Consider the following 23030-nt stretch of genomic DNA (forward strand, 5'->3'; position numbering starts at 1 on the left):
AGCTCCCTTTCCTGACCGGATGAACAGTCTCTCACTCACGATGAGAAGAGTGCGGAGGACCGGCGACCTTCCAGGCCGCGTCGATCATCTCGAAGATCTCGTCCACCGCGGCCGCCGGCTCGGCGGCCTCGCGGGCCAGGGAGTAGGCGTCGATCACGAACCTCGCGAGGGTGCGGGCGGCGGTCGTGGTGAGGGGGAGGTCGGGGGCGGCGGCCAGAGTGGTGGCCAGGGAGTCGGCGTGGCGCAGTCGCATCGACTCCTCGTACGCGCGCAGGGCGGGTGATTCGTCGATCATGCGCCAGACCGGGGCGGCGCTGTCCGCCGTGCAGTGGCGGACCAGGGCGTGGATCTCGCAGCGCAGCGCGGGGATGAGCGGCTCGTGCGGCGGGCGGTCGGTGACCGCTCGGGTGAGGCGCTGCTCGAAGTCGTCGTCGCGCTCGAAGACCAGGGCCTCTTTCGAGGGGAAGTGCGCGAAGAGCGTGGTGACGGCGACGTCAGCCTCGGCGGCCACGTCACGGATGCCCACCGCGTCGTACCCACGGTCCAGGAAGAGCCGCAGGGCGGTGTCCGCGATCTTCTGGCGGGTCGCGGCCTTCTTGCGCTCGCGGCGTCCGGGCGGCTCGGTCATGCCAGGACACTAGCAGATACGAATCAATAACCGTTCCAAAACACTAACCGTTAGTGCTACGGTCCACGGCATGAAGAAAGTGAGCTTCGCCGAGTTCGGCGGTCCGGACGTTCTCCAGCTCGTGGATGCCGAGGAGCCCCACGCGGGCCCGGGGCGGATACGCATCGCGGTGCGGGCAGCAGGCGTGAACCCCGTCGACTGGAGGATCCGCGAAGGCCAGATCCTCGGTGCCCACCCGATCACGTTGCCGGCCGGGGTCGGGCTGGACGCCGCCGGAGTGGTGGACGAGGTGGGCGAGGGCGTCGACGGGGTCGCGGTCGGCGACCACGTGTTCGGCGAAGGCGCGGACACCTACGCCGAGTTCGCCGTGCTGTCGGCCTGGGCCCGGATGCCCGAGGGCCTGACGTTCGAGGAGGCGGCCGGGTACCCCTCCGTGATGGAGACGGCGCTGCGCATCATCGGCCAGGTCGGCGTGCGGTCCGGGCAGACGCTGCTGGTCAGCGGTGCGTCCGGGGGTGTCGGATCGGCGGTGCTGCAGATCGCCCGCGAGCGCGGCATCGCGGTGATCGGCACGGCCGGCGCCGCGAACCAGGACTACCTGCGCGGCCTGGGCGCCCTCGCCACGACGTACGGCGAGGGCTGGGTCGAGCGGGTGCGGCAGCTGGCGCGTCGGGCAACGGGCCGGGTCGACGCCGCCCTCGACCTGGCCGGCTCGGGGGTGATCCGCGAACTCGTCGAGCTGACCGGGGATCCGCGGACGGTCGTCTCCATCGCCGATCTCGCCGCCCCGGAGCTCGGCGTCCGCTTCTCCGGAACGGCCGGGAGCGTGCCGGCGGCGCTCGCCGAGGCCGTCGGCCTCATCGCGCGGGGAAGGCTCCACATCCCGGTCGAGCGGTCGTACCCGCTCGCCGAGGCCGCGGCGGCGCACGTCGACAGCCGGGCCGGCCACACGCGCGGGCGCCGGGTGGTGATCCCCTGACCCGTGCAGGGGGAGCGACTTCGTGAGCAGTGGTTCCTGGGGAAATGCCGAGGTCAGTGGGCCTTGACGGCCGGTCATATATGGCCGGTGCGCTGTCCTGTCGGCCGGGCTGCGGCGACACCACAATCGGTGCCATCAGTGCGCCCTGCCCCCAGGAACCGCGCACGCCACCACAGGAAGTGATCATGAATAGGACCCTGAAGAAGGCCGCGCAACTCCTCACCGCGCCGACCGTTGCCCTGACCCTCCTGGCGCCCGTTCTCGCCGCCGCCCCGGCGAGCGCCACCCCGGCCAGCGCCGCGACGACCGACGCCTACACCTTCACCAGCCCGTACGGCACCCTCAACGCGACCGGCAACAACGACGGAAACCAGATCTCCGTCACCCCCGACGGCACCAACTACACGAACTGGCGACTGATCAAGCTCGGCGACCCCGGCACGTTCGACATCGCCAACACCTCCTCCGGCAAGTGCCTCTACGCCTCACAGCCCGCCATCCAGCAGTCCTGCGGGAAGACCGGCGAGGAGTGGCACTTCCGCCCCGTCGACGGCAAGCCCAACACCTTCGGCATCATCCGCCGCGACGACACCACCGGCACCGAGTACTGCATGGACAACCGGGGCGGCCTCCACCTGTGGGGCATCCTCGCCCAGCCCAACGCCTGCAACGGCAGCACCAGCCAGGAGTGGACGATACCCGCCGCGAACGCGGCCGAGGCCAGGAGCCTGGCGCTCGACTACTACAGCGACCTGTGCTCCAAGAAGACCGCCACCTGCTCGTGGACGGAGAAGTCCGAAGGGCAGCCCGAGGCCCTGCCCCGCCAGCCCGCCTCCTCGGTCTGGTACAACGACACCAGCGCCACGATGAAGCAGATCTTCACCACGATCTACCACTCCGGCTGGGCACAGTCGTACTCCGCGGGCGTGTCCACCTCCGTCGGCGTCTCCACCCCGGTCCAGGCGATGATCAGCAGCCAGCTGACCGCGACGCAGACGTACACCTCGGACGAGTCGACGATCAACGGCATCGCCGTGGACGTCCCTTCCAAGAACTATGCCTGGGTCGACTTCGCGGCCGTAGGCAAGAAGGTCACCGGCACCTGGACGTTCGACACCGACAACCAGCCGTGGACGACCGACGCGACCGTCACGGTCCCGGTCATCAACTCGACGGCCGGCTCGACGATGTATGTCGCCCACACCGGTGAGACCCCTCCCGATAGCGGCACCACCGGCGCTGACGTCAAGCCCACCGCCATCGCGACGACCGCATCGGCCGTCATGGACGTGCCCAAGGGCGGCAAGCTGACCGCCGTCAAGGGCGGCGTCAAGGTCAGCGACGCCGACGGCGCCACGATTGCGACGGTCATGCCCGGCACCGTCACTGACGCCAGCGGTGTCACCCACAAGGCAGATCTCACGGTCAACGGCGCTACCGTCACCCAGACCATCGAGGGCGTCACCGGCGACACCGTCACCGGCACCATCGCGCCCCCGACCTTCTCCCTGGGCGACGGCAACCCCATCGCTTCTGCCGCCACCGAGAAGAGCGTCCGTATGGTGGCAGTGGCGTCCTACAAGGCCGCTCCCGCCTCCCAGAGCAGCGACGCCCACGACAAGTGCATGGCCGCGAAGATCGGCACCAGCATCGTCAGCTCAGGTGTCATGGGCCTCCTGGGCGGTCCCCCCGGAGTGGCCATCGGCATGATGACCGGCGCCTTCAGCGGCATCGTCATGGGCGCCGTAACCTGCCCGAAGTAGTCCGAACCGCACCGTCCGAACCACCGCGCCGCCACCGACGGATCGACGGCGGCGGGCGGCAGGCGGCACCAGGCGGCTCTCGTAGCCGGCCTGGTGCCGCCCGTCGTCGTCGTTCAGGGACTCGAGGTCACGGGCTGGAGAGGAGGTCGCGCAGGAGGGCGACGGTGTCGGGGTCGAGGCTGCGGCCAGTGCGGCGGCTGAGGGCGTCCAATCGGTTGACGGCTTTGAGGAGCTGATCGCGGGCGCCGGCGGAGGCGTAGGCGTAGAACAGGTCGCGGTGCAGCAGTTCGACGTCCGGGGCGACGGCCAGGCCACGGAAGACCGCGGCCTCGGCGCTGCGGTGGTCGCCGTACTGCAGGCGGCGGGCGGCGAGTTCGTGGGCGGTGTCGACCACGGCGGCGAGCATGTCCTGGCGCGCCGTCTCGGCCCAGCCGTAGCCGGCCGTCGGGGCCTCGGCGAACGGGGCGCCGCGGACCAGGGCGAGCGCGTGGGCGAGCGCGGCGTCGGCGGTGGTGCTGGTGCTGCGCATGCCGCGCCGGTAGAGGCTGCGGAACTCGTCCCAGTCGCAGGTCACGGTGGGGGCGAAGGCGTAGCAGGTGCCGGTGGACTGGGCGTCCTGGCGCAGGAAGGCGCGGCCGTCCGGGTCGCTGCCGATCCAGTCGGCCAGGGCGGCGAGGGTGGCCGGCGGGGCCTGGTCCGGGCGGGCGTGGTCGCCCGGGTGCAGGGCGCGGTCGACGGCTGCGGGGTCGGTGCCCGGGTGCAGGGCGAGGTAGGCGGCGAGTTCGGTGAGCGCGGGGACGGCCATGGGTTCGGCCGCGCCCGTGGGGCCGAGCACGTCGACCGGGCCGAGCAGGCGCACCCGGGGGGTGGTGCGGATCGCGTGCGCCTCCGGGGAGCGGAGGATGGCGAGCAGGTCGTCGGCGTCGGTGCGGGCGATCACCGTGCCGGGCACGGGAGTTCCGCCCGCCGGGGTGGCGGGGACCGGCTCGGGCCGGAACGGGACCCGCGGGTCGACGCCGCTCGGCGCGGGGGCGGGCTCGTGCGTGGGGGCGGGCTCGGCGTCGGGCGCGGGCTCGGGGTCGGCGTCGGGAGCGAGGTCCGGGGCGAGGTCCGGGGCCCCGGTGGACGGTTCGACAACGGGGAGCTCGGCGGTGCTCTCGGCCTCGGACGCGGACTCGGGCATCGACTCGGGGATCGACTCGGGGATCGACTCCGCCTCGGCCACCACCTCGGCCTCGACCACTGGCTCGACGGTGGCGTCGACGGGCGACCCGGCTTCACCGGAGGGCAGTCGACCGGCGAACGGCGACAGACCGGGCAGCGCGACCGGAGCGGGCGGCACCGACTGGCCGCTGCTCACCCGCAGGCCCCGCCCGTTGACACCGTGCCGGGGCCCGACCGGACCAACCGGACCGACCGGACCTGCCATCCCGCCGCTCCCGGCGCCGACGGCGGGCAGCGCGCTCGCGGTCGGCGCCGGGAGCGGCACCGGACGCACCACCGAGACCGGCGGCGTGCCACCCCCGGGCGAGGCCGCCGGGTCGACGGTGGCGAACGGGCTGGCGCCGGTGCCGATCACCCGGGCGATCAGCCGCGGCCCGGACTCCGGCGGCCCGTCCGGCAGCGAGCCGCCGATGAACGGGGCGGCGCCCGCCCCCACGCCCGCCAGCACCGGCACGGGCCTGGGGAGATCGGCGGGCTCCAGCTCCGCGCCGTCGACCGTCCAGGCGGGGGCCGGGTGCTGGGCGGTGGAGGCGGCGGTCTCCAGCACCTCGGTCCAGTGCCCGTACTGCTCGTCGGTCAACCGCTGGAGCTGCACGCCGAGGTGCAGACCGGGCAGGACGGCCTGGCCGCTGCTCGGCAGGGTCCAGCGGGCCACCGGACCGGCGCCGCGCTCAGGCGCCCGGGCGATCACCGCCAGGCAGGTACGCGGCCGGCCGTCCAGCAGCCGGCCGAGCTCCGACGGAACGTCACCCATCGGCGCCTGGGCGGAGAGCACGATCTCCGGCACCCAGGCGTCGTCGGCGTGGCCCCGGCTGCGCGCGTCACGCGGATGCGCGGCGCCGACCGCGACCAGCGAGGAGCGGGCCCGGGCGGTGCGGGTCTCCAGCGCGACGAGGGCGGCTTCCAGGGTCGGGTAGCGGTGCACCCGGTCGGCGACGGTGTCGGAGACCGGCAGGTCCTCGGCGAAGCCGACCAGGTGCAGGCTCAGCTTGTCGGCGAGCCGGCTGTGGGCGAGTTCCAGCGCGAGGGCGCGCAGCACGCCGCGTGCGTCGTCCGGGTGGCCGGCCAGGTGCATCAGCCGCACCGTCTCCAGGTCGGCGAGGACCGTCGCACCGTCGGGGGCCGTGCCGAGCGCGACCAGGGCCGGGTAGGGCGCGGGCACCTTGGCGGCCTGCACGGTGGAGAGCAGGTCGGTGGAGTCGGCCGAGCACCACCAGACGTTGGCGGCGTGCGCGGCCCGGAACGGCGCGACCGGGACGGCCGGGGCCGCCAGGTGCAGCTCGACGGTGCCGCCGGTGGTGACCCGGACGGCGGCCAGCGCGGGCAGCCGCTTGCCGGTGCGGCTGACGTTGCGGGCCATGGTGCGCAGCGAGCGGTTGAGCAGGTCGAGGCCGGTGCTGTTCTGGCGGGTCCGCAGCTCGGCCTCGAAGGCGGCGGCGGGCGGGGTGGGCATCGGGATCCGGTGCCGGGGGCGGCGGGCCCGCTGCTGCGCGCCGCGCCGGTGCGCCACGGCGCCGACCAGGACGGCGGCCAGCAGCACGCCGATGCCGGAGGCGGTCAGCGCGGCGGTGTAGTCGCTGAGCGAATCGTCGCCCCCGGAGCCCTGGTGCGCGGTCTCCTTCACGGACGGCTTCACGGACGGCTTGACGGACGGCTTGACGGACGGCTTGACGGACGGTTCGGCCGACGGCTTGGCGGACGGCGCGGTGGAGTGCGGCGCGGCGGGCGCCTGGGCGGCAGGGGGCTGCGGCGCCGGGTCCTGCGGGGCCGGCGACTGCGCAGCGGGTGCCTGGGCGGCGGGCGCCGACCCCGGCGCCGGTGCGGACTGCGGCGCAGGCGCCGACTGCGCCGGGGCCGCCGGTGGCGCGGGGGCGGCGGGCGCGCCCGGGATGTTCAGGACCATGCCCGGGACCACCATGTTCGGATCGTCCAGTGTCTCGCCGTCCGGCGCCCGCACCCCCTTGTTGGCGTCGAACAGCTGCGGCCAGGCGTCCGAACTGCCGAGCTCGCGCTGGGCGATGGCGGAGAGCGTGTCACCCTGCTGGACGGTCGCGGTGGCGTGCCGCTCCCCCGACTGGCCGCCCGGCTGGGCCTGGCCGCCCTGCTGGCCGGTCGACTCCGGCGCCGCGGCCGGCGCGGCCGGCCCGCTCGGGCCGCCGCCCGCGGCACCGGCCGGCTTGGCGTCGGCGGGCATCAGCAGCTGCCAGCCCGGCTGGATCGGCCGGTCGGCGTCGAAGCGCTCGCCGGAACCGTCCATCACCCGGCCGGCGTTGAGCGTGGCGATCTCCTGCCACCGGTCGCCCGAACCCAGTTGGTGCTCGGCGATCGACCACAGGCTGTCGGCCGGGCGGCTGTCCCGCACGGTGTAGGTCGGCTGCTGGGGCTGCGGGTCGGCGGCCGGCAGCGCGAGGTGGTCCGCGGTGGCCGGTGCCGCCGCCAGCGCGGCGTACTGCGGCGCGGCCACCAGCTGGGCGGGTGCCGCCGCGGCGGCCAACTGCCCGGGTACACCGGCCGCGAAGGAGGCACCGGCCACCGGCAGCAGCGCGATCACCGCGCCGACCAGGCCGGCCGCCATCCGCTGGCTCCAGCCGAAGGAGGGGATCCGGCGGGCCACCCGGCCGCGCAGCTGGGCCGGGATCTCCAGCAGGACGGAGCAGGCGAAGCAGGCCCAGCCGAGCCAGCCGATGCCGACCAGCGCCCAGAGGAAGAGCCGCCCGTCGTCCGGCGTGGTCAGCACCTCGCGCAGGCTGGTGTGGCCCTCCCCGCCCATCGCGGCCACCGCCTGGGTGCCGTACAGCAGCAGCGCGGGCACCCCGACCAGCAGCAGCGCGAGCACCAGCAGCGCCCCGAGCGCGGCCGGCACGGCGCGCAGGGCGCTGCGACGGCGCGGCTGCGGACGACGCGCCCCGCCACGGCCGGCGCTCCCCCGGCCGGCAGCGGTCCGGCCGCGGGCCGTAGGGCCGGCCGTGGTCCGGCCGTCGGCAGGGTGGCCCGCGTCCGGGGAACTCCCCGTTCGGGCACGGACCTTGGCTCGTGGTGCGGCCATCAGGCGCCTCCCGTGTTCTCGCGGCCGTCCACCACCGTGGCGGAGCCGGATCCATGGACAGTCAGGGTCGGTGTGTCGAACAACCCCAGCAGGGCGGTCCGGTACGTCGTGTTGATCACGACGGTGATGCTGGTGGCCGTGGCCGGCGGCGGGTTCGCCGGATCCGGCGGCTCGGCCGACAGGCCGTACGGCTTCAGGTAGGCGTTGGCGGCGGCGTAGGCGGCGGCCGTGTCGATCCTCGGTCCCTCGCCGCCCAGCAGCGCGGCCTGGTCGATCTGCTGACCGCCGACCCGGGCCGCCTCCGCCGCCAGTGCGTCGGCCCGCTCGATGGCGCGCAGGCGACCGCCGCAGTCCAGCACGATGCCCAGGAACAGCATCAGTGTGGTGGCACTGAGCGCCACGAAGATCGAGATGGTGCCGCGGTCGCGGCCACCCCGACGGACCCTCACGTCCCCTCCCCAGGGCTTTCGTCCGGCCGTGCTGCCACGGCGCCGTCGTGCTGTCCCGACCTCACTGCCCGTCCCGCTGTCACTGCGAACGGAAGCGGTCGATGACCGATGTGAAGGAGCCGGTCAACGTCACCTCGCCCGGTACCCACACCACGAACAGATCATTCACCTGGACCGGACAACTGACGTCGACCCGCACGCCGTTCAGCGGCACCGGCCCGGCGTCGAGCGGCACCACCGAGGCGTTCACCGTCACCCTGGGGCGGCAGCTGACGCCGTTGTCGGCGAGCGCCTGCCTGACCGCCGCTTCGGCCACCGTCTGCGGGGACTGCCCCGACCGGTCCAGCGAGGCCGTCCGCGCACCGACCCGGGCGGCGTCGTCGACGCTGCCCGACACCGTCTCCAGCCGGCCGATGATGATCGCCAGGCTGAAGAGCAGCGCGATGGCGGGGACCAGGATCGCGGCCTCGATCGCGAGGCTGCCCCGGTCGGCCGCTCCGGCGGGCCGCGCGCCCCCGTCCGCGCCGCTCGTCGCACCCGCCACCGCGCACCCCCTCCCCTCCCGTCGCGCCGTCATGGCCCGACATACCGTTCGATCGGCGCCTGCGCGCGCTGGGAGACCGTCAGACCGTCGAACCCGGGCAGCAGGAAGAGCGGGTGGATGTGCACGGTGACGGTGATGGTGTCCGCGGTGCGGACCGGACGGTCCACGGTGGGGGTGCCGAGCAGGCCGCGGAATCCGTCCAGGAAGGCCGTGGCACGGTCGGTGGCCGCCTGGTCGGTGCCGCCCAGCACCCGTCCCGCATCCGTCCCCTCGCGCGCCGCGGCCAGCGCCACGCTCTGCGAGTACCAGAGCAGCGCGGTCTGCACCACGAGCATCACCAGGAGCAGGATCATCGGGAAGACGAGCGCGAAGCTGAGGGTGAGCGCGCCCCGGTCGCGTTCCCGACGATCCGCCGTCACTGCGTCGGGATCCCGGTGGGGAGCGTGGTGGGCACGGTCTTCTTCACGGTGTTGCCGAAGCTGCTCACGGCCGCCAGCACGGCGCCCGCGATCGCCACCACGACGATCACGATCAGCGCCATCTCGATGCTGAGCGCACCGCGGTCGCCCTCGGCCCGGGCGGCCTTGGCCCGCCCGCCGTGGATCCGCAGCAGCGCCGCGCCGAAGGTCACGGGCAGCAGCAGGGGCAGCAGGAACTGCTGCGCCAGGATGCGCAGGGTCTTCATGGTTCGCTCTCCTCGGGGGACGGGAGTCCGGTGGGCCGGACGGGATGTCAGAACGCATGGAGCATCTGGTAGAGCGCGGGGTAGACGATCAGGACGGTCATCAGCAGGGTGAGGGCCGCGCCCGGCGCGACCATCTGCTCGCTGGCGGCGCCGGCCTCGGCCAGCTCCGCCGCCAGCAGTTCGTTGCGCAGGCCCTTGGCCCGGGCCCGCAGGGTGTCGTAGACCGCGGCGCCGTCGGTGCCGGAGATCCGCATGATGTCGGCGACGTCCTGCAGCGGGGTCAGGCCGAGTTCGGCGGCGAGCGCGTCCAGACCGTCCCACGGGGGCAGGCGGTCGGTGGCGGCCCGTTCCAGGGCGTCCTGGATCCGGCGGAAGACGGTGCCCCGCCCCACCGCCGCCGCGCGGCGCATCGCCTCGGCCGGCCCGTGGTCGGACGCCCGTTCCAGCGCGACGAGTTCGAGGTAGGCGGCGATGCCGTGCAGGTACTCGGTCCGGGCCTCCTTGGCCTCGCCCTGCACGATCGCGTCCGGCACCAGCCAGCCGCCCGCCGCCAGCGCCAGGCTGACCAGCGCGGGCAGCGCGACGGGCGGCGCGAAGCCGGTGAACACCGCCATCGCCGAGAGGTAGCCCGGCAGCACCAGGCCGATCAGCGCGAAGAGCAGCTTGTGCGCCATGAACCGGGCCGGGGTGCGTCCGATCAGCGCCAGGGACTGCAGCGGCACCCGGGAGCCGGCCAGCGCCAGCGAGCGGTCGCCGAGCCGGTCGTACCAGGCGGCCCCGGCCTGTGCCGCACTCTCCCGGTGCTGGGCCGGGGCGCGGTGCAGGCGCTCCAGCGCCTGGCCCAGGTCCGGTGGGGCCGGGCGGAGTTCGGCGATCAGCAGGGCGAGGCCGGCCGCCGCCACGCAGCCGGCGAGCACGGCCCACGGGGAGATCATCGCGACTCCTTGAGCAGCGGCGGCTCGGCACCGTCGGACGCCGCGCGCCGCGGGGCTGCGGCGGACGGCGCCCCGGCGGCCCGCGATTCGTCCTCCGGCGCCGGCAGCGCCCCGACCCGGCTGCGGCGATCGGGCTCCAGCAGCCGGGGCAGCGGCTTGTGGGCGGCCAGCGAGCGCATCCAGGCGATCACCGCGACGAACAGCCCGGCCAGCGCGGCCAGCACCAACTGCCCCTGCACCGTGCCGTAGGGGGCGGTGTAGCGGTCGTTGAAGGAGCCCACCACGATCACCCCGAAGATGATCGTGACCAGCCACCGGATGGTGGTGCGGTGCTTGGACCGGTCGGCCTCGATCGCGCGGCGCTGGCGGACCTCCTCGCGCACCGACTCCGCCAGGTCGGACAGCGCCCGGCTGAGCCCGGGACCGCTGTCGCCGGCCCGCAGCAGCAGGGCGGCGAGCACCTTGTCCGCAGTGGCGTCGGCCAGGCCGTCGGCGAACGCCCGCAACGCGTCCTCGGCGCTCCACCGGGCCTGCAGCCGGGTGGCCAGCTCCTCGATCTCGGTGCGCAGCGCGGCGGGCGCGGTGCGCACGCTGGTGAGCAGCGCCTGGTTGAGGCCGGTGCCGAGCAGCAGCACGTCGGAGAGCCGCTGGGTCCAGTCGGCGAGCGCCTCCAGCCGCACGATGTGGCGGGTGTCCGAACGGGTGGCCGCGTAGAGCCAGGGGAAGCCGAAGACCACCAGCGGGACCAGCAGGACGCTGAGCACGATGCCGCTGAAGAGCCAGACCACCGGCGTGGCGACCAGCGAGATCGCGAGCTGGATCCGGCGGGTGCGCAGGGTGCGCGGATCCGGTACGCCGGGTGCGCCGTACCAGAAGACGTGCGCGCGGGTGGCGAGCGGTCCGGGCGCGGCCCGCTCCGCGCCGCCGATCCCGATCCCGGCGAACCCGGCGGCCAGCACCACCAGCCCGCCGACGAGCAGGACCCCGCAGAGGACGAAGAGCAGCATCAGAAACCCTCTCGGGTGGGGCGGGCGGGACGGCCCGGTCGCGCCGCTCTCATCGCAGGCCCCCGATCCGCAGCGAGAGCGGCGCGCTCCAGCTGCCGTAGGCGGACTGCAGCAGCCCGGCGTCGAAACCCGCGCGGCGCAGGTCGTCCAGGCAGTTCGGCGGCGTGTGCGGCACGGCCCGCGGCTCTCCGAGCTCGGGGCGCGGGCCGAAGACGGTGTTCAGCGCCGGGCGGCCGTGCTCGCCGAGCCCGGTGACCTCCAGCACGTGCGAGACGAACCGGTGGCGCCGGCCGCCCACCGGCGTCTCGTCGACCATCGAGACGTGCACGATCAGGTCGATCGCGTTGGCGGTCAGCCGGTAGGCGAGCGCGTCGGTCATGTGCGAGCCGTACTCCAGGCAGAGTTCGGCGATCCGGTCCACCACCATGTGCGGACCGCGCGCGTGCAGCGTGCACATCGACCCGCCCTCGCCGTTGGTCATCACCCGCAGCATCGGGACCACCTCGCCCGAGCGGACCTCGCCGACGATGATCCGCGACAGCGTCATCCGCAGTGCTGCCGGGATGAGTTCACCGATCGTCAGCTCGCCGGCCGGTTTGCCGTCGATCCGCTCGCCGTTGCCCTCGCGGGCCTCCATCGGCACCACCTGGCGCAGGTGGCCGAGCGTGTGCAGCCACAGCTCGAACTCCGACTCCAGGGTGCCGATCCGCTCGTCCGGCGGTATCTCGGCGGCCATCGCGCGCAGCAGGCTGGTCTTGCCGACGCCCTGGGTGCCGGTGATCATCACGTTCTTCCGGGCCCTGATCGCCGAGGCCAGGAAGGCCGCGATCGTCGAGTCCACGGTGCCCAGCGTCACCATGTCGGCGAGCGTGGCGGAGGCGACCCGGTGGCGGCGGATCGCGACGTAGGGCCGCGGCGTCACCTCCGTCATCGCCTGCAGGCGCATGCCGCCCTCCAGGCGCAGCGCCAGCGTCGGGTTGGCGGTGCTCAGGCTGCGCTCGCCGCCGCCGTGCTGGCGGGCCAGGTCCTGGAGCAGCTCGATCAGTTCGGCGTCGCTGTCGGCCACCGGCGGCACCTTGCGCAGCGGCTGGTGGACGCGCGAGACCCAGACGTCGTCGCACCCGTTGATCAGGATGTTCTCGATCTCCGGGTCGTCCAGGTAGGGCTGCAGCCGGCCGGCCCGGAAGAGCAGGTCGTAGACGGCCTCGGCGAGCACCCGGTCCTGCTCCCGGGTCGGGGGCACGCCGTGGTTCTGGGCGTAGCCGTCGGACCAGCGGGCCACCGCCTCCTCGATCAGCGCGCGGCCGCGCTGGCGGCGGGTGGCGCGGTCCACCTCCTGCCCCTGGCCCGGCGCCAGCCGGGAGAGCTGCTGGTGCAGTTCGGCGGCCACCTGGCGCTTGAGCTCGCGGGCCAGCTTCGGGTCCACCACGGGTGCGGTGCCCGCGCTCCACTTCTCGGGGGCGGGCAGCACGGGCAGCCCCGCGGGCGAGGCGGTCGCGGCAGGGGTGGGCACGGCACTGGGCACGCCGGCGGGCATCGGGGCGGGCATACCAGCGGGGGCGGGCGCGGGCGGCTGGGGGTGGGTGGCGGTGGCCGACCAGTCGCCCGGCCAGGACCGGGCCGGCGGCTGCGGGCCGGGCTGTGCGGCCCACGGCCGGCCGGCGGCCGGCGACCCGGTCGGCACCACCCGGCCTCCCCATCCGGTCGCGTCGGGCTGCGCCGCGTGATCGGCCGGGGCATCCGCGTCCACGGCCGTGGCGCGGTCACGCATGGGGCTACCGCGCACGGAGCACCTCTCCCTGGGTCTCGGTCTCCTCGGTCGGCGCCCGGAACGGCTCGGGGGCCGCCGGGTGCGGCGCTATTCCCGCCAGCGGCGGCGGCGCGGCGGGCTGCTGGCCCGGCGCGGCGGGCCGCACCTGCACCGGCCCGGCCGACGGCACGTACACCTGCCCGGCGGACGAGGTGAACGCCTGCCCGCCCGCCATCGGTGCCGGGTACTCCCGCACCGCCGGAACCCCCGACGGCTGCGGCTGCGGCTGCTGGTACGGCTGCACCGCTGGCGCCGCTGGCGCCGCGGGCTGCGCGGGTGCGGGCTGCGCGGGCGGTGGCGGCTGGTACGTCACCGGCTGCTCCGCGGGCTGCGGCTGCCCCGGCCCGAACGCCGGCTCGGCGACACCGGGCCGGTACGTCGACTGGTACGCCGGCTGAGGGGTCGGCTGGTACGCCTGCTGGTACGCCGGTTCGGCCGCCGGCGGCTCGAAGAGCTGGCCGGACGGCGGCGCGTACGCCTGCTGGTACTGCCGCTCCGACGGCCCGGCCTGCTCCGGCTCGTAGCCCTGGAACCCCTGGTACTGCGAGGCCTCGGGGACCCGCTCCCCCACCGCCGCGGACGGCGGCTGCGGCGCGGCCCCCCAGGCGAGGCCGCCCTCGGCTGCCGCGCCACCCGCCCCGGCCGGGGCGGCACCGGCCGGGGCCGTCAGTCTGGCCCGCCGCTCCGCCACCAGCGCCTGGATCCGGTCCGCCGTGGTCCGGGCGGTGCGCATCAGCTCCGACCGGACGAACCGCCGGTCGGTGCTGTCCCCGCCGTCCGAGAGCACCCGGGCGGTCCGGACCGCGTACGGGAGCGTCCCCAGCACCGGCAGGCCGAGTTCGCGGGTGATGTCCGCCACCGGGTAGGGCCCCTCGGTGATCAGCAGCAGGCCGAGCGCGTCGGTGCCGGTGCCGGCCGTCTCCAGGTCCGCGCGCAGCGCGGCCAGCCGCGGGCGGGCGGCGCTCAGGCCGCGCAACGTGGTGCGGACGGTGGCGACCACCGCGTCCGCCCGCCGGGCCAGCACCGCGCCGGGCCCGAGCGCGCCGGAGCGGCCGAGGTCGAGCAGCACGTCGTAGCCCTCCGGTTCGAGCGCGCGCAGCGCCTCGACCAGCGGCTCCCAGGTGTAGGCGAGCCCGGCGGCCTGCGCCGGATCGGTCAGGCCGGGCAGCAGCAGCCGCTCGCCCGCGCCCTGCGGGGAGATGTCGATCAGCTGCTCCCAGATGGCCTGCGCGAGCAGCCCGCGCCGGTCGGCGACGGCGAGGTTGCGCAGCCCGTAGACCGCCTCGACCCGGCCCTCCAGCGCGCCCGCCAGCGCGGCGCCGCCGTCCGGGTCGCACTCGACGAGCATGACCTTGCGCCCCGGTGCCAGCGGCCAGCAGAGCAGCAGCGCGAGCGCGGTGGTGGTGGCCCCGGGCGCCCCCGGCCCGCCGGTGACCGCGATCACGGCCATCAGGCCGCGCTCCCGCCGGAGGCCGGCGCCGACGGCGAGCCCGGGGCCCCGGACGCCGAACCCGGGGACGCCGCACCGGATCCGGCCGAGGGCGAGGCCCCCGCGGACGGCGCCCCTGCCCCCGCCTTCGGCGCCAGGATCACCTGGAACCTGCCACCGGCCGCCCAGACCGCCAGCGTGGTCGCGTCGCTCGGCGGCACGGCGACGTCGATCACCTGGCTGCCGTCGCTGCCCGCCTTGCCCAGCTCGGCCACCACCGCGTTCATGGTGACCGGACCGTGCCCGCCGCCGCCCGTCGAGCCGGCGTTCGAGTCGGCGAGCTGCACGATCACGATCTGCTGGCCCACCTGGAGCCCGTCGGCGGGCAGTTGGCTGGTGTGCACCGGCAGCCCGACCTCCTGCATCCCGGGCTGCACGACCAGCGCCCGGGTCAGGTCAGCCGCCAGCAGCAGCGCGCCGCGGTGCAGGTCGCCGGTGGCCCGCTGGCCGATCGCCAAATTCCGGTCCGCGGCACTCACCGGGGCGAGCGCGGGGTCGCTGGCGATCCGGGCCACCACCAGGTCGTCGGCCGTCAGCGGCTGCCCGTACGGGACGTCACGGGCCAGCGCCAGCACCGCGATCCGCTGACCGGAGCTGTTGTAGAGCACCGCGCCGCCCAGGCCGCCGGCCGCGATCAGCGCCGCCGCCATGGCGATCACGGCGGGCCGGCGCCGCCGCGCCCGCAGCGAGCGGGACGGCGCGAGGGGGCCGGAGCGGGCCTCGGCGCGCGAGGTCGCGGGCGCGGCGGTCACCTGGTCCTGGCCGTAGCCGACGGCTCCCTGTGCGCCGAGGGTCGGCGACGAGAAGGTGCGGTTCTCCATCGGACTTCGGCCTTCCTGACGAGCGCTGACGTGCGGTGGATGCGACGGGACGCGATGACGGGCGATGACATGCGGTGGCGGCAGGTCAGTTGAGCACCTGGAGCTCGTTGACCTGGAGGGCGAGCGGATCGCTGGAGACCTGGATGTCGACCGGCCCCCACGGGTGCGAGCCGTCGGCGAGGTTCGTGGTGGTGATCGTCCAGTACTGGGTGACCGTCAGGTCGTAGCCGCTGGTCGTCGCCGCCTTGGCCGCCCCCGCGGGCGAGGTGCGGCCGAACTGCCCGATGCACGCGTCGGCCGGCGGGTTCTGCGCCAGCCCGTCCGCGTACGGGTGTCCGGCGCCCTTGCCCTTGCAGTCCAGCGTCGCTTCCTGCCCGGTGGCGGGGTCGACGTGGCCGAGGTCCCAGACCACGTCGACCAGCGTGGCGGTGGCGCTCACCGAGACGCCGTTGAGCGAGACGGTCTGGCTCTGCGGCCCGACCGTTTCGTCGTGGGTGGCGTCCGAGGTCTCGTACCAGAACCAGACCGGCGACCCCACCACGGCCTGACCGGGCGGCGCGGTGTGCGGGACCGGCCGGGCGAACTGCAGCTTCTTGACGGCCATCTGGGCCACCGTGGCGGGGGTCGGCGGGGGCGCGGCGATGTTCGGCGGCTTGTTCAGGAACACCAGGGCGGCGCCTTCGGCATTGTTGTTCGCGTCGTAGCAGGTCTTCAGGTAGACGGCGCCGTCCGCTGAGGTGTTGCCGCCCCAGGACGGGTCGTCGGCCGCCGGCTGCGGATCGGCCTGGGTGAAGTAGCACCCGCTCGCGGTGTCGAAGTACCCCAGGTCCGGGTCCCAGCACGGGTGCTGCACCCCGTGCCACGCGCAGGTCGGCTCGGCGCCGCCCGAACCGCCACCGCCGCTGCCGCCCCCCGAGCCGCCGCCCGTCGCCCCGCCACCGCCGGGGGAGCCGCCGCTGCCGGGGTCCTGGAGCACCACGCAGACCGCGAGCACCACGCAGGGGTTGACGCCGCCGGACGGCCCCGCCGCCCGCGCGGGGATCGCCGAGCCGGCCAGCAGGCCGGTCAGCAGCAGGAGTTGACCGAGGAGAGCAGGGATTCGACGCATGGTCCTCAACATGTCCGGCCCGTCTCGCGATTGAACTCGAACACCGTCCAGATACTGCCCTTCACCAGCAGTACCGCCTGCGCCGGATAGCGGGTCAGCCGCTGCGGCGCGTCCTTGTTGCTGCCGTCGGCGGCGTCCACCTGGTGCCAGCCGCTGACGTCCACGCAGTCCTCGATCACCGCGCGCTGCGGATTGCTGGCGAGATCGACGCTCTGCACCACCGGGGAAAGCACCGGCTTGCCGTTCATCACCATTTTGGCGTCGTGCAGGGATTGCAGGCTCGTCAGGATGTTTCCGAGCGCGGTTCCGCTGGAATAGATCCTTACTTGGGCCCCGTTCGGATCAGCACCGGAGTAGGCCGAGACCTGGGCGGCCCACCAGTCCTGATAGGTCTTCAGTACGACGCGGCCGACCGCCCCTTGCGCCCCACTGGTCGGCGCCGGGCTGCCGGTCGCAGCCCCCCCGTCCGGAGATCCGTCCGATCCGTTCGCGGAACCGTCCGAGGCGCCCGGCGCATTCGACGATCCGGCCGAGGGTTCGGCGCCCGGCCCGCCGGTCGATCCCCCACCGGCCACACCCACCGCACCTGGCACGGCAGTTGACAGCCGCTCCGGCTGCCCCGGCGACCGCCCGGCGCAGCCCGCCGCGAGGAGCGTGAGCAGAACCGTCGCGCCGACCCCGACCGCCCTCAGGCGTAACAAAGCCCTGCACCGGTGCATAGCCCCACCTAGTCGCGACTAACCGACCGTCGGCCGAAGTTGGCAGAAAACACCTGCCTGGTGCCGAAGTGCGGTGTGGAGCACGATTCTTCGCCAACCCCACCGCGTACGGCAACACCTTGGGCCCCTGACCTTACGCGGAAGGCGGATCCGTTGGAGCACTTTCGCGCCACAGAACAGCCAACAGTTCTTCAGAAACCGACAATCCGGCCAGTGCACCTCGCACAGCGGCCCGATTCCGCAGCAACAACCGGCCACCCGAAGGGGGGACGAGCAGCCGTGCCTCGATGCCTGACGCCAGTTCACCCCAGGCGAGCTCGGCGGCCACCGTCGGCTGGAACTCGGCCGGCGCGAGGGCGGGGGGCGCGCCCGGAACTCCGCGCTCCAGGACCCGGCCGAGCGCCCAGCTGAACGACCCCTCCGCGCCCGGGAGCACCGCCGAGCGCCCGCGGCGCCCCCCGGGGTAGGGGCCGATCCGCCCCCAGAGCGGCACCCGGGAGTGGACCAGCAGCTCGGCCACCCCCTGCTCGCCGGCCACCCCGCCGAGGGCCGCCCAGGTCTCGGGGGCGGCGACGGCGTCCACCAGCAGCAGCGCCTCCTCCTGGGCGCCGTGCACCATGGTGCTCACCACCCAGTCCCAGGCCAGCCCGCGCATGTAGGCGTTGTCGGGCGTGCTGCCCGCGGTGACCAGCGCCAGGCGCCGACCGCGCGGGTCGGCGATCAGCTGACCGAGCAGGCAGACCACCAGCCAGCGCCCCTCCTGCCGGGCGGCTGCGCTCAGCGCGGTCAGCATCGTGTTGGCATCCGCGTCGGGCGGCACCACGGTCACCCGGCAGCCCCGGTTGCCGGTGTCGAAGCAGACCGGCGGCAGCGCCTTGGCCAGTACCTCGGCTCCGTGCGCGGCCTGCGCCGAGCCGCCGTAGCTGCGCTCCGGCCCGCCGTTGGCACCGATCACCACCAGCTCGACGCCGCCGGCCGCGCCCGTCCCCAGACCGCCCGCCCCCGCGCCGGCTCCCACACCCAGACCCGTCACTGCCGCACCCCTCTTCGCCGTACCCGTCCCCACCGTGGCCCGCCCCTGTCGTGTCGGACGAGGCCCATCCTGCACCTCGGAGCGAGGCCCGGCCCAGCACTCGGCACGGCTCACGGCTCGGCTCCCGTCCCGATGCCCCTCCCGCGACCCGCCCCGGGCCCGCGCCGGACCCGGGACCATGGGCCCTACTGGCCTCGCCCCCGGCAGGCGCACCATCGGATCATGGACCGTGTCGACCGTATCGAGGACCTGAGCGAGGCCGAGTGCCTGCGGCTGCTCAGCACCGTGCCCATCGGGCGCGTGGTGTACACCGAACACGCGCTGCTGCGGGTGCTCCCGGTCGCCTTCCAGCTCGACACGGACGGCCGGCTGCTGCTCGGACTGCCGCAGGACGGCCAGCTCGCCCGGGCCCTCGACGGCACCGTGGCCGCCTTCCAGGCCGACCGGCTCCACGAGGCGACCCGGACCGGCTGGAGCGTGGTGGTGCACGGCCAGGCCGAGGTGGTCCGCGACCCGGCCCGGCACGCCGCCCTGCTGCACGGCGGCCCGCTGCCCTGGGTGGCCGGACGCGAGCCGCTCTTCGTCACCCTCACCGCCGAGCTGGTCACCGGCCACCGCCTGCTGCACTCCCCCAGGCCCTGTCCGGCCCCAGCCGCCAACTGACCGGTCGGTAGGGCTACGCTCCCGGGACGGGCGGAAGGCCGTCCGCCCGTCCGAGCCCCCGACCGGCCTCAGGAGCGCAGCATGACGACCTTCGCCACCCTTGACGAGCTGACCGAGGCGGTCGGCACCGTGCTGGGCACCAGCGCCTGGCACACGGTGACGCAGGAGCAGGTCGACCTGTTCGCCGAGGCGACCGGCGACCACCAGTGGATCCACGTCGACCCCGAGCGCGCCAAGGCCGGCCCGTTCGGCGGCCCGATCGCGCACGGCTACCTCACCCTCTCGCTGATCCCGCTGCTGGCCAAGGAGTGCTACGGCGTCGGGGGCATCCGGATGGCGGTCAACTACGGCTCGGAGAAGGTGCGTTTCCCGGCTCCGCTGCCGGTCGGCACCCCGGTGCGGGCGACGGCCGAACTGCTCTCGATGACCGAGGTGGCCGACGGCCGGCAGGCGGTGGTCCGGTTCACCATCAGCAGCGAGGCCAGCCCGAAGCCGCACTGCGTCGCCGAGACGATCACCCGGTTCTACGTCTGATCCCGCTCCCCGCCCGGCGGCGACCGCATCCTGACGCCCCGTCGGACCGGTCCCGCCGGGCCTGCCGGAGCGGCCCCGTCGACCGGCAGCGCCACGCCTCGAACGGCGGGTGGATCGCCCGATCCACCGCGCCCGGCAGCGTCGCTTTGGGTAGTCTCCCGATGAGGTGTTGATCGTATCGAGCGGGCGCCGCACCACACCGGTGTCCGCTCGACGTGGTGCCCCTGACGTCCCTTCCTAGGAGGTGCCGTGCCCGGCTCGGTCCCCAGCTCGTCCCGCTTCACCGATCTTCGCGGCCTGTCGGCCGCCGGCTGGCGACGGATGCGGACGGACGCCTTCGGCGCCGTACCCACCGGCGCGCGCCTGGAGCGGATCCAGGGCAGCCCGAACTTCGCGGACGGCGCCTTCCAGAACCCGGTGCCCACCCGCCGGCTGGTCTACGAGCGCTCGCCGCTGGAGATCAGCCGGGCCCAGCTCGCCTCGAACCGGGGCCGGCGGGTGCCGGCCCGGCCGATCCCGGTGCACCGGCTGCGCTCCGCCGAGCTGGCGGTGGCACCGGCCTCGGGGCTGCGGCTGACCTGGCTGGGCCACGCCACCGTGCTGGCCGAGCTGGACGGCCGCCGGGTGCTCTTCGACCCGGTCTGGGGCGTGCGCTGCTCGCCGTTCCCCGGGATCGGGCCCAAGCGGCTGCACCCGATGCCGATCCGGCTGGCCGACCTCGGCCCGGTGGACGTCGTGGTGATCTCCCACGACCACTACGACCACCTGGACATGACGACGATCCGGGCGCTGATCGGCAGCGGTGCCCGGTTCGCCGCCCCGCTGGGGGTCGGCGCGCACCTGGAGCACTGGGGGGTGCCCGCCGAGCGGATCACCGAGCTGGACTGGTGGGAGTCGGCCGAGCTGGCGGGTCTGACGCTGACCGCGACCCCCGCCCGGCACTACTGCAGCCGCGGCCCGCGCACCGACCCGCTGATGCTCTGGGCCTCCTGGGCGGTGGCCGGCCCCGAGCACCGGGTCTTCCACAGCGGGGATACCGGCTACTTCCCCGGCTTCACCCGGATCGGCGAGCTGCTGGGCCCGTTCGACGCGACGATGACCCAGGTCGGCGCCTACAGCCAGTTCTGGCCCGAGGTGCACATGACGCCGGAGGAAGGGGTGCGGGCGCACCAGGACGTGCGCGGCGGGCTGCTGCTGCCGATCCACTGGGCGACCTTCAACCTCGCGCCGCACCCGTGGGAGGAGCCCGCCGAACGCACCATGGCGGCGGCGGCCACGCTCGGCGCCGCGGTGGCGGTGCCGCTGCCGGGCGCGCCGTTCGAGCCGGCCGAGCCGCCCGTGCAGCGCGCCTGGTGGCGCACGGTCGCCGGCCTGCCGGAGAGCACGCCGCTGGTGCCCGCGGCGCCCGCCACGCCCGTCGCCCCCGCCGCTGCGGCCACGCCCGCCCACTCGCACGAGGACGAGGTCCCGGCCTGACGCCCGCTCGGCCGCCGCACCGTCACCGGGCGGTGCGGCGGCGGCTCCTCAGCTGCCGCCAGGCCGACTGCTGCACCAGCAGGGTCAGCACGCCGGCGATCACGATCCCCGACATGTTCAGCAGCAGCTGCACGGTCGACCCCCGGGCCTGCCCGAACTCCCCGTAGGCCAGCGCCACCGCCGCGTTGGCCGCCGCCGGCACGGTGGTGACCGAGATCGCCACCCCCACCAGCGCGCCGGACTTCGCGGAGGTCAGCGAGAGCAGCCCGGCGACGCCGCCGAGGAACGCCACCACCAGGGAGAGCGCGTCCGGCTGGAAGACGAACGAGGTGTTCGGCCGCGAGCCGTGGAAGTCCGCCTCGGTGAAGAGGCCGAAGGCGTTCATCATCCAGCTGAACAGGATGGTCAGCACGATCGCCACCGCGAACCCGCCCAGCAGCGCGGTGAGCGAGCGCAGCGCGGGGTGGGCGCGCCGCTGCACCAGGGCGACGCAGAGCCCGGCCAGCGGCCCGAACTCGGGCCCCACCACCATCGCGCCGACGATCAGCACGGCGCTGTCCAGCACCACGCCGCAGGCCGCCAGCATGGTGGCCGTGACGATGAACGCCAGGTAGGTGTAGGAGAAGGCGGACTCCTCGTGGGTGACCTCGGTGACCGACTCCCAGACCAGGGCGTCCGAGCCCAGGCCCGGGGCCCGGCTCTCGGCCTCCCGGGCGGCCCGCGAGATGGACAGCTCCAGCGCGGAGACGTCGATCGCCCCCTGCTCGGGCACCCCGAGTGCACGCAGTCCCGCCAGCAGCTCGTCCGCCGACTCGCGCGCCACGTCGCACAGCACCACGTCCCCGGGCGGGCGCCGGGCCGCGGCCGGCAGCGTGACGACGTGGGTGACGCCGAGGGTGGAGTCCAGCAGGTCGAGCACGGCGGGGAGCAGCGGGCCGGGGACGATCAGGCGCAGGTGCAGCACGAGGGACTCCGGAGGTTGCCGACGGGTAACCCACCTCACAGTGCCGCCCTGTGCGTTCTGCCACTATGACCGGATGGCAGACGCACCGGCACGCGACCACCGGACGGCCCAGGGGCCCGGCGAGGGTCAGGGTCAGGCCGACCACTCGGCTCCCACCCCCGCGAGCGGGGTCCAGGTGGCCTCGTTCCGGGACCTGCTGCGGATCGAGGAGCTGGACGAGAACCTGTTCCGGGGCCACTGCCACGCCGGTGCCCCGCTGCGCGCCTTCGGCGGCCAGGTGGCCGCCCAGGCGCTCACCGCCGGTGGCCGCACCATGCCCGCCGGGCGCGGGGTGCACTCGCTGCACGGCTACTTCCTGAGACCCGGCGACCCCGGCCGCCCGATCATCTACCAGGTGGAGCGGATCCGCGACGGCCACTCCTACGCCACCCGCCGGGTGACGGCCGTCCAGCGCGGCGAGGCGATCTTCACGCTCTCCGCCTCCTTCAAGCAGCCCGAGCAGGCCCCCGAGCGCCAGCGCGTCATGCCGCCGGTGCCGGGGCCCGAGGAGCTGCCCGACCCGTTCCCGGAGTGGGCGCGCGCCGACCCGGCCGACTTCGACCAGGCGGCCGGGTTCCACTCGTTGGACATCCGCTTCATTCCGCCGGACGCGCCGGGCATGCCGCCGGAGGCCGAGGGCGTGCCGCAGCAGTTCGTCTGGCTGCGCAGCGGTTCGCCGCTGCCGGCCGAGGACGGGCTGCTGCACGTGTGCGCGCTGACCTACCTCTCGGACCTGACGCTGGCCGCCACCACCGCGCTGCACCGCCAGCCGCACCGCTTCCAGCGCAGTGAGCCGCCACCGGTCACGCTGGCCTCGCTGGACCACGCGATGTGGTTCCACCGGCCGTTCCGGGCGGACGACTGGCTGCTCTTCGCCCAGCGCAGCCCCTCCGTCTCGGACGGCCGGGGGCTGGCGCTCGGTGAGTTCTACAGCCGGGACGGGCAGCTGGTGGCCTCCGCCGTCCAGGAGACCCTGGTGCGCGAGCGGCGCCCGCTGCCGCGCGGCTGACGCCCGCGGGGCGGGGGCACGGCGCGTCGGGGAACACGGCGCGTCGGGGGCCGGTGCCGAGATTTCGCCGGAGATAGTGCGATATGCGGCGCTTTCCGCCGCACC

21 protein-coding genes are annotated in these 23030 nt (G+C 74.7%); 6 read left to right on the forward strand and 15 right to left on the reverse strand.

What is annotated here, in order from left to right; translation table 11 throughout:
* Positions 1-31: 31 nt before the first annotated feature.
* Positions 32-628, reverse strand: a complete 597-nt coding sequence (locus tag OG294_RS08415; protein WP_327065798.1) for a TetR/AcrR family transcriptional regulator — start codon at positions 626-628, stop codon at positions 32-34.
* Between the two features lie 70 nt (positions 629-698).
* On the opposite strand from OG294_RS08415, the gene OG294_RS08420 reads away from it, so the two are divergent.
* Together OG294_RS08420 and OG294_RS08425 are read left to right on the forward strand one after the other, a co-directional pair.
* Complete coding sequence (locus tag OG294_RS08420) at positions 699-1607, forward strand: NADP-dependent oxidoreductase (protein ID WP_327065799.1); 909 nt, start codon at positions 699-701, stop codon at positions 1605-1607.
* A gap of 185 nt (positions 1608-1792) precedes the next feature.
* On the forward strand, positions 1793-3370 hold the full coding sequence (locus OG294_RS08425) for a hypothetical protein (protein WP_327065800.1): 1578 nt from the start codon (positions 1793-1795) through the stop codon (positions 3368-3370).
* 127 nt (positions 3371-3497) lie between these two features.
* On the opposite strand, the gene OG294_RS08430 is transcribed toward OG294_RS08425, so the two are convergent.
* The 13 genes from OG294_RS08430 to OG294_RS08490 form a co-directional block, all read right to left on the reverse strand.
* Positions 3498-7640: a LysM peptidoglycan-binding domain-containing protein gene (locus OG294_RS08430; protein WP_327065801.1), complete on the reverse strand. Its 4143-nt coding sequence runs from the start codon at positions 7638-7640 to the stop codon at positions 3498-3500.
* Positions 7640-8089: a hypothetical protein gene (locus OG294_RS08435; RefSeq protein WP_327065802.1), complete on the reverse strand. Its 450-nt coding sequence runs from the start codon at positions 8087-8089 to the stop codon at positions 7640-7642. The genes OG294_RS08430 and OG294_RS08435 overlap by 1 nt, the downstream gene beginning before the upstream one ends.
* Before the next feature lie 79 nt (positions 8090-8168).
* Entirely contained in the window at positions 8169-8633 is a 465-nt protein-coding gene (locus tag OG294_RS08440) for a TadE/TadG family type IV pilus assembly protein (protein WP_327065804.1), read from the reverse strand.
* Positions 8634-8662: 29 nt separating this feature from the next.
* Positions 8663-9052: a TadE/TadG family type IV pilus assembly protein gene (locus OG294_RS08445; RefSeq protein WP_327065805.1), complete on the reverse strand. Its 390-nt coding sequence runs from the start codon at positions 9050-9052 to the stop codon at positions 8663-8665.
* A complete protein-coding gene (locus OG294_RS08450) occupies positions 9049-9318 on the reverse strand; it encodes a hypothetical protein (RefSeq protein WP_327065806.1) in 270 nt (89 codons plus the stop codon). The genes OG294_RS08445 and OG294_RS08450 overlap by 4 nt, the downstream gene beginning before the upstream one ends.
* Before the next feature lie 47 nt (positions 9319-9365).
* A complete protein-coding gene (locus tag OG294_RS08455; RefSeq protein ID WP_327065807.1) occupies positions 9366-10253 on the reverse strand; it encodes a type II secretion system F family protein in 888 nt (295 codons plus the stop codon).
* On the reverse strand, positions 10250-11260 hold the full coding sequence (locus OG294_RS08460; RefSeq protein WP_327065808.1) for a type II secretion system F family protein: 1011 nt from the start codon (positions 11258-11260) through the stop codon (positions 10250-10252). The genes OG294_RS08455 and OG294_RS08460 overlap by 4 nt, the downstream gene beginning before the upstream one ends.
* A 49-nt stretch (positions 11261-11309) precedes the next feature.
* Positions 11310-13031, reverse strand: a complete 1722-nt coding sequence (locus OG294_RS08465) for a CpaF family protein (protein ID WP_327065809.1) — start codon at positions 13029-13031, stop codon at positions 11310-11312.
* Between the two features lie 4 nt (positions 13032-13035).
* Complete coding sequence (locus OG294_RS08470; protein WP_327065810.1) at positions 13036-14520, reverse strand: hypothetical protein; 1485 nt, start codon at positions 14518-14520, stop codon at positions 13036-13038.
* Entirely contained in the window at positions 14520-15380 is an 861-nt protein-coding gene (locus OG294_RS08475; RefSeq protein ID WP_327065811.1) for an SAF domain-containing protein, read from the reverse strand. Before OG294_RS08475 ends, OG294_RS08470 begins: the two co-directional genes overlap by 1 nt.
* A gap of 85 nt (positions 15381-15465) precedes the next feature.
* Complete coding sequence (locus OG294_RS08480; protein ID WP_327065812.1) at positions 15466-16488, reverse strand: hypothetical protein; 1023 nt, start codon at positions 16486-16488, stop codon at positions 15466-15468.
* 5 nt (positions 16489-16493) lie between these two features.
* A complete protein-coding gene (locus tag OG294_RS08485) occupies positions 16494-17063 on the reverse strand; it encodes a hypothetical protein (RefSeq protein WP_327065813.1) in 570 nt (189 codons plus the stop codon).
* 277 nt (positions 17064-17340) lie between these two features.
* Positions 17341-18240, reverse strand: coding sequence for a hypothetical protein (locus tag OG294_RS08490; RefSeq protein ID WP_327065814.1), 900 nt, complete (start codon positions 18238-18240; stop codon positions 17341-17343).
* Positions 18241-18462: 222 nt separating this feature from the next.
* On the opposite strand from OG294_RS08490, the gene OG294_RS08495 reads away from it, so the two are divergent.
* The 3 genes from OG294_RS08495 to OG294_RS08505 all read left to right on the forward strand — a co-directional run bounded on the left by OG294_RS08495 (position 18463) and on the right by OG294_RS08505 (position 20913).
* Entirely contained in the window at positions 18463-18903 is a 441-nt protein-coding gene (locus tag OG294_RS08495) for a pyridoxamine 5'-phosphate oxidase family protein (protein WP_327065815.1), read from the forward strand.
* Between the two features lie 81 nt (positions 18904-18984).
* A complete protein-coding gene (locus OG294_RS08500) occupies positions 18985-19437 on the forward strand; it encodes a MaoC family dehydratase (protein ID WP_327065816.1) in 453 nt (150 codons plus the stop codon).
* Positions 19438-19686: 249 nt separating this feature from the next.
* Positions 19687-20913, forward strand: coding sequence for an MBL fold metallo-hydrolase (locus OG294_RS08505; RefSeq protein ID WP_442789124.1), 1227 nt, complete (start codon positions 19687-19689; stop codon positions 20911-20913).
* Between the two features lie 22 nt (positions 20914-20935).
* On the opposite strand, the gene OG294_RS08510 is transcribed toward OG294_RS08505, so the two are convergent.
* Positions 20936-21877 carry a DUF389 domain-containing protein gene (locus OG294_RS08510; RefSeq protein ID WP_327065817.1) on the reverse strand — a complete coding sequence of 314 codons (942 nt, stop codon included), beginning with the start codon at positions 21875-21877 and terminating at the stop codon, positions 20936-20938.
* Positions 21878-21950: 73 nt separating this feature from the next.
* Here OG294_RS08510 and OG294_RS08515 point away from each other — a divergent pair, with 73 nt between their 5' ends.
* Positions 21951-22925, forward strand: a complete 975-nt coding sequence (locus tag OG294_RS08515; protein ID WP_327065818.1) for an acyl-CoA thioesterase — start codon at positions 21951-21953, stop codon at positions 22923-22925.
* Positions 22926-23030 lie beyond the last annotated feature (105 nt).

The organism is Kitasatospora sp. NBC_01302 (genome assembly GCF_035976515.1).
In the GTDB taxonomy this organism is placed as follows: domain Bacteria; phylum Actinomycetota; class Actinomycetes; order Streptomycetales; family Streptomycetaceae; genus Kitasatospora.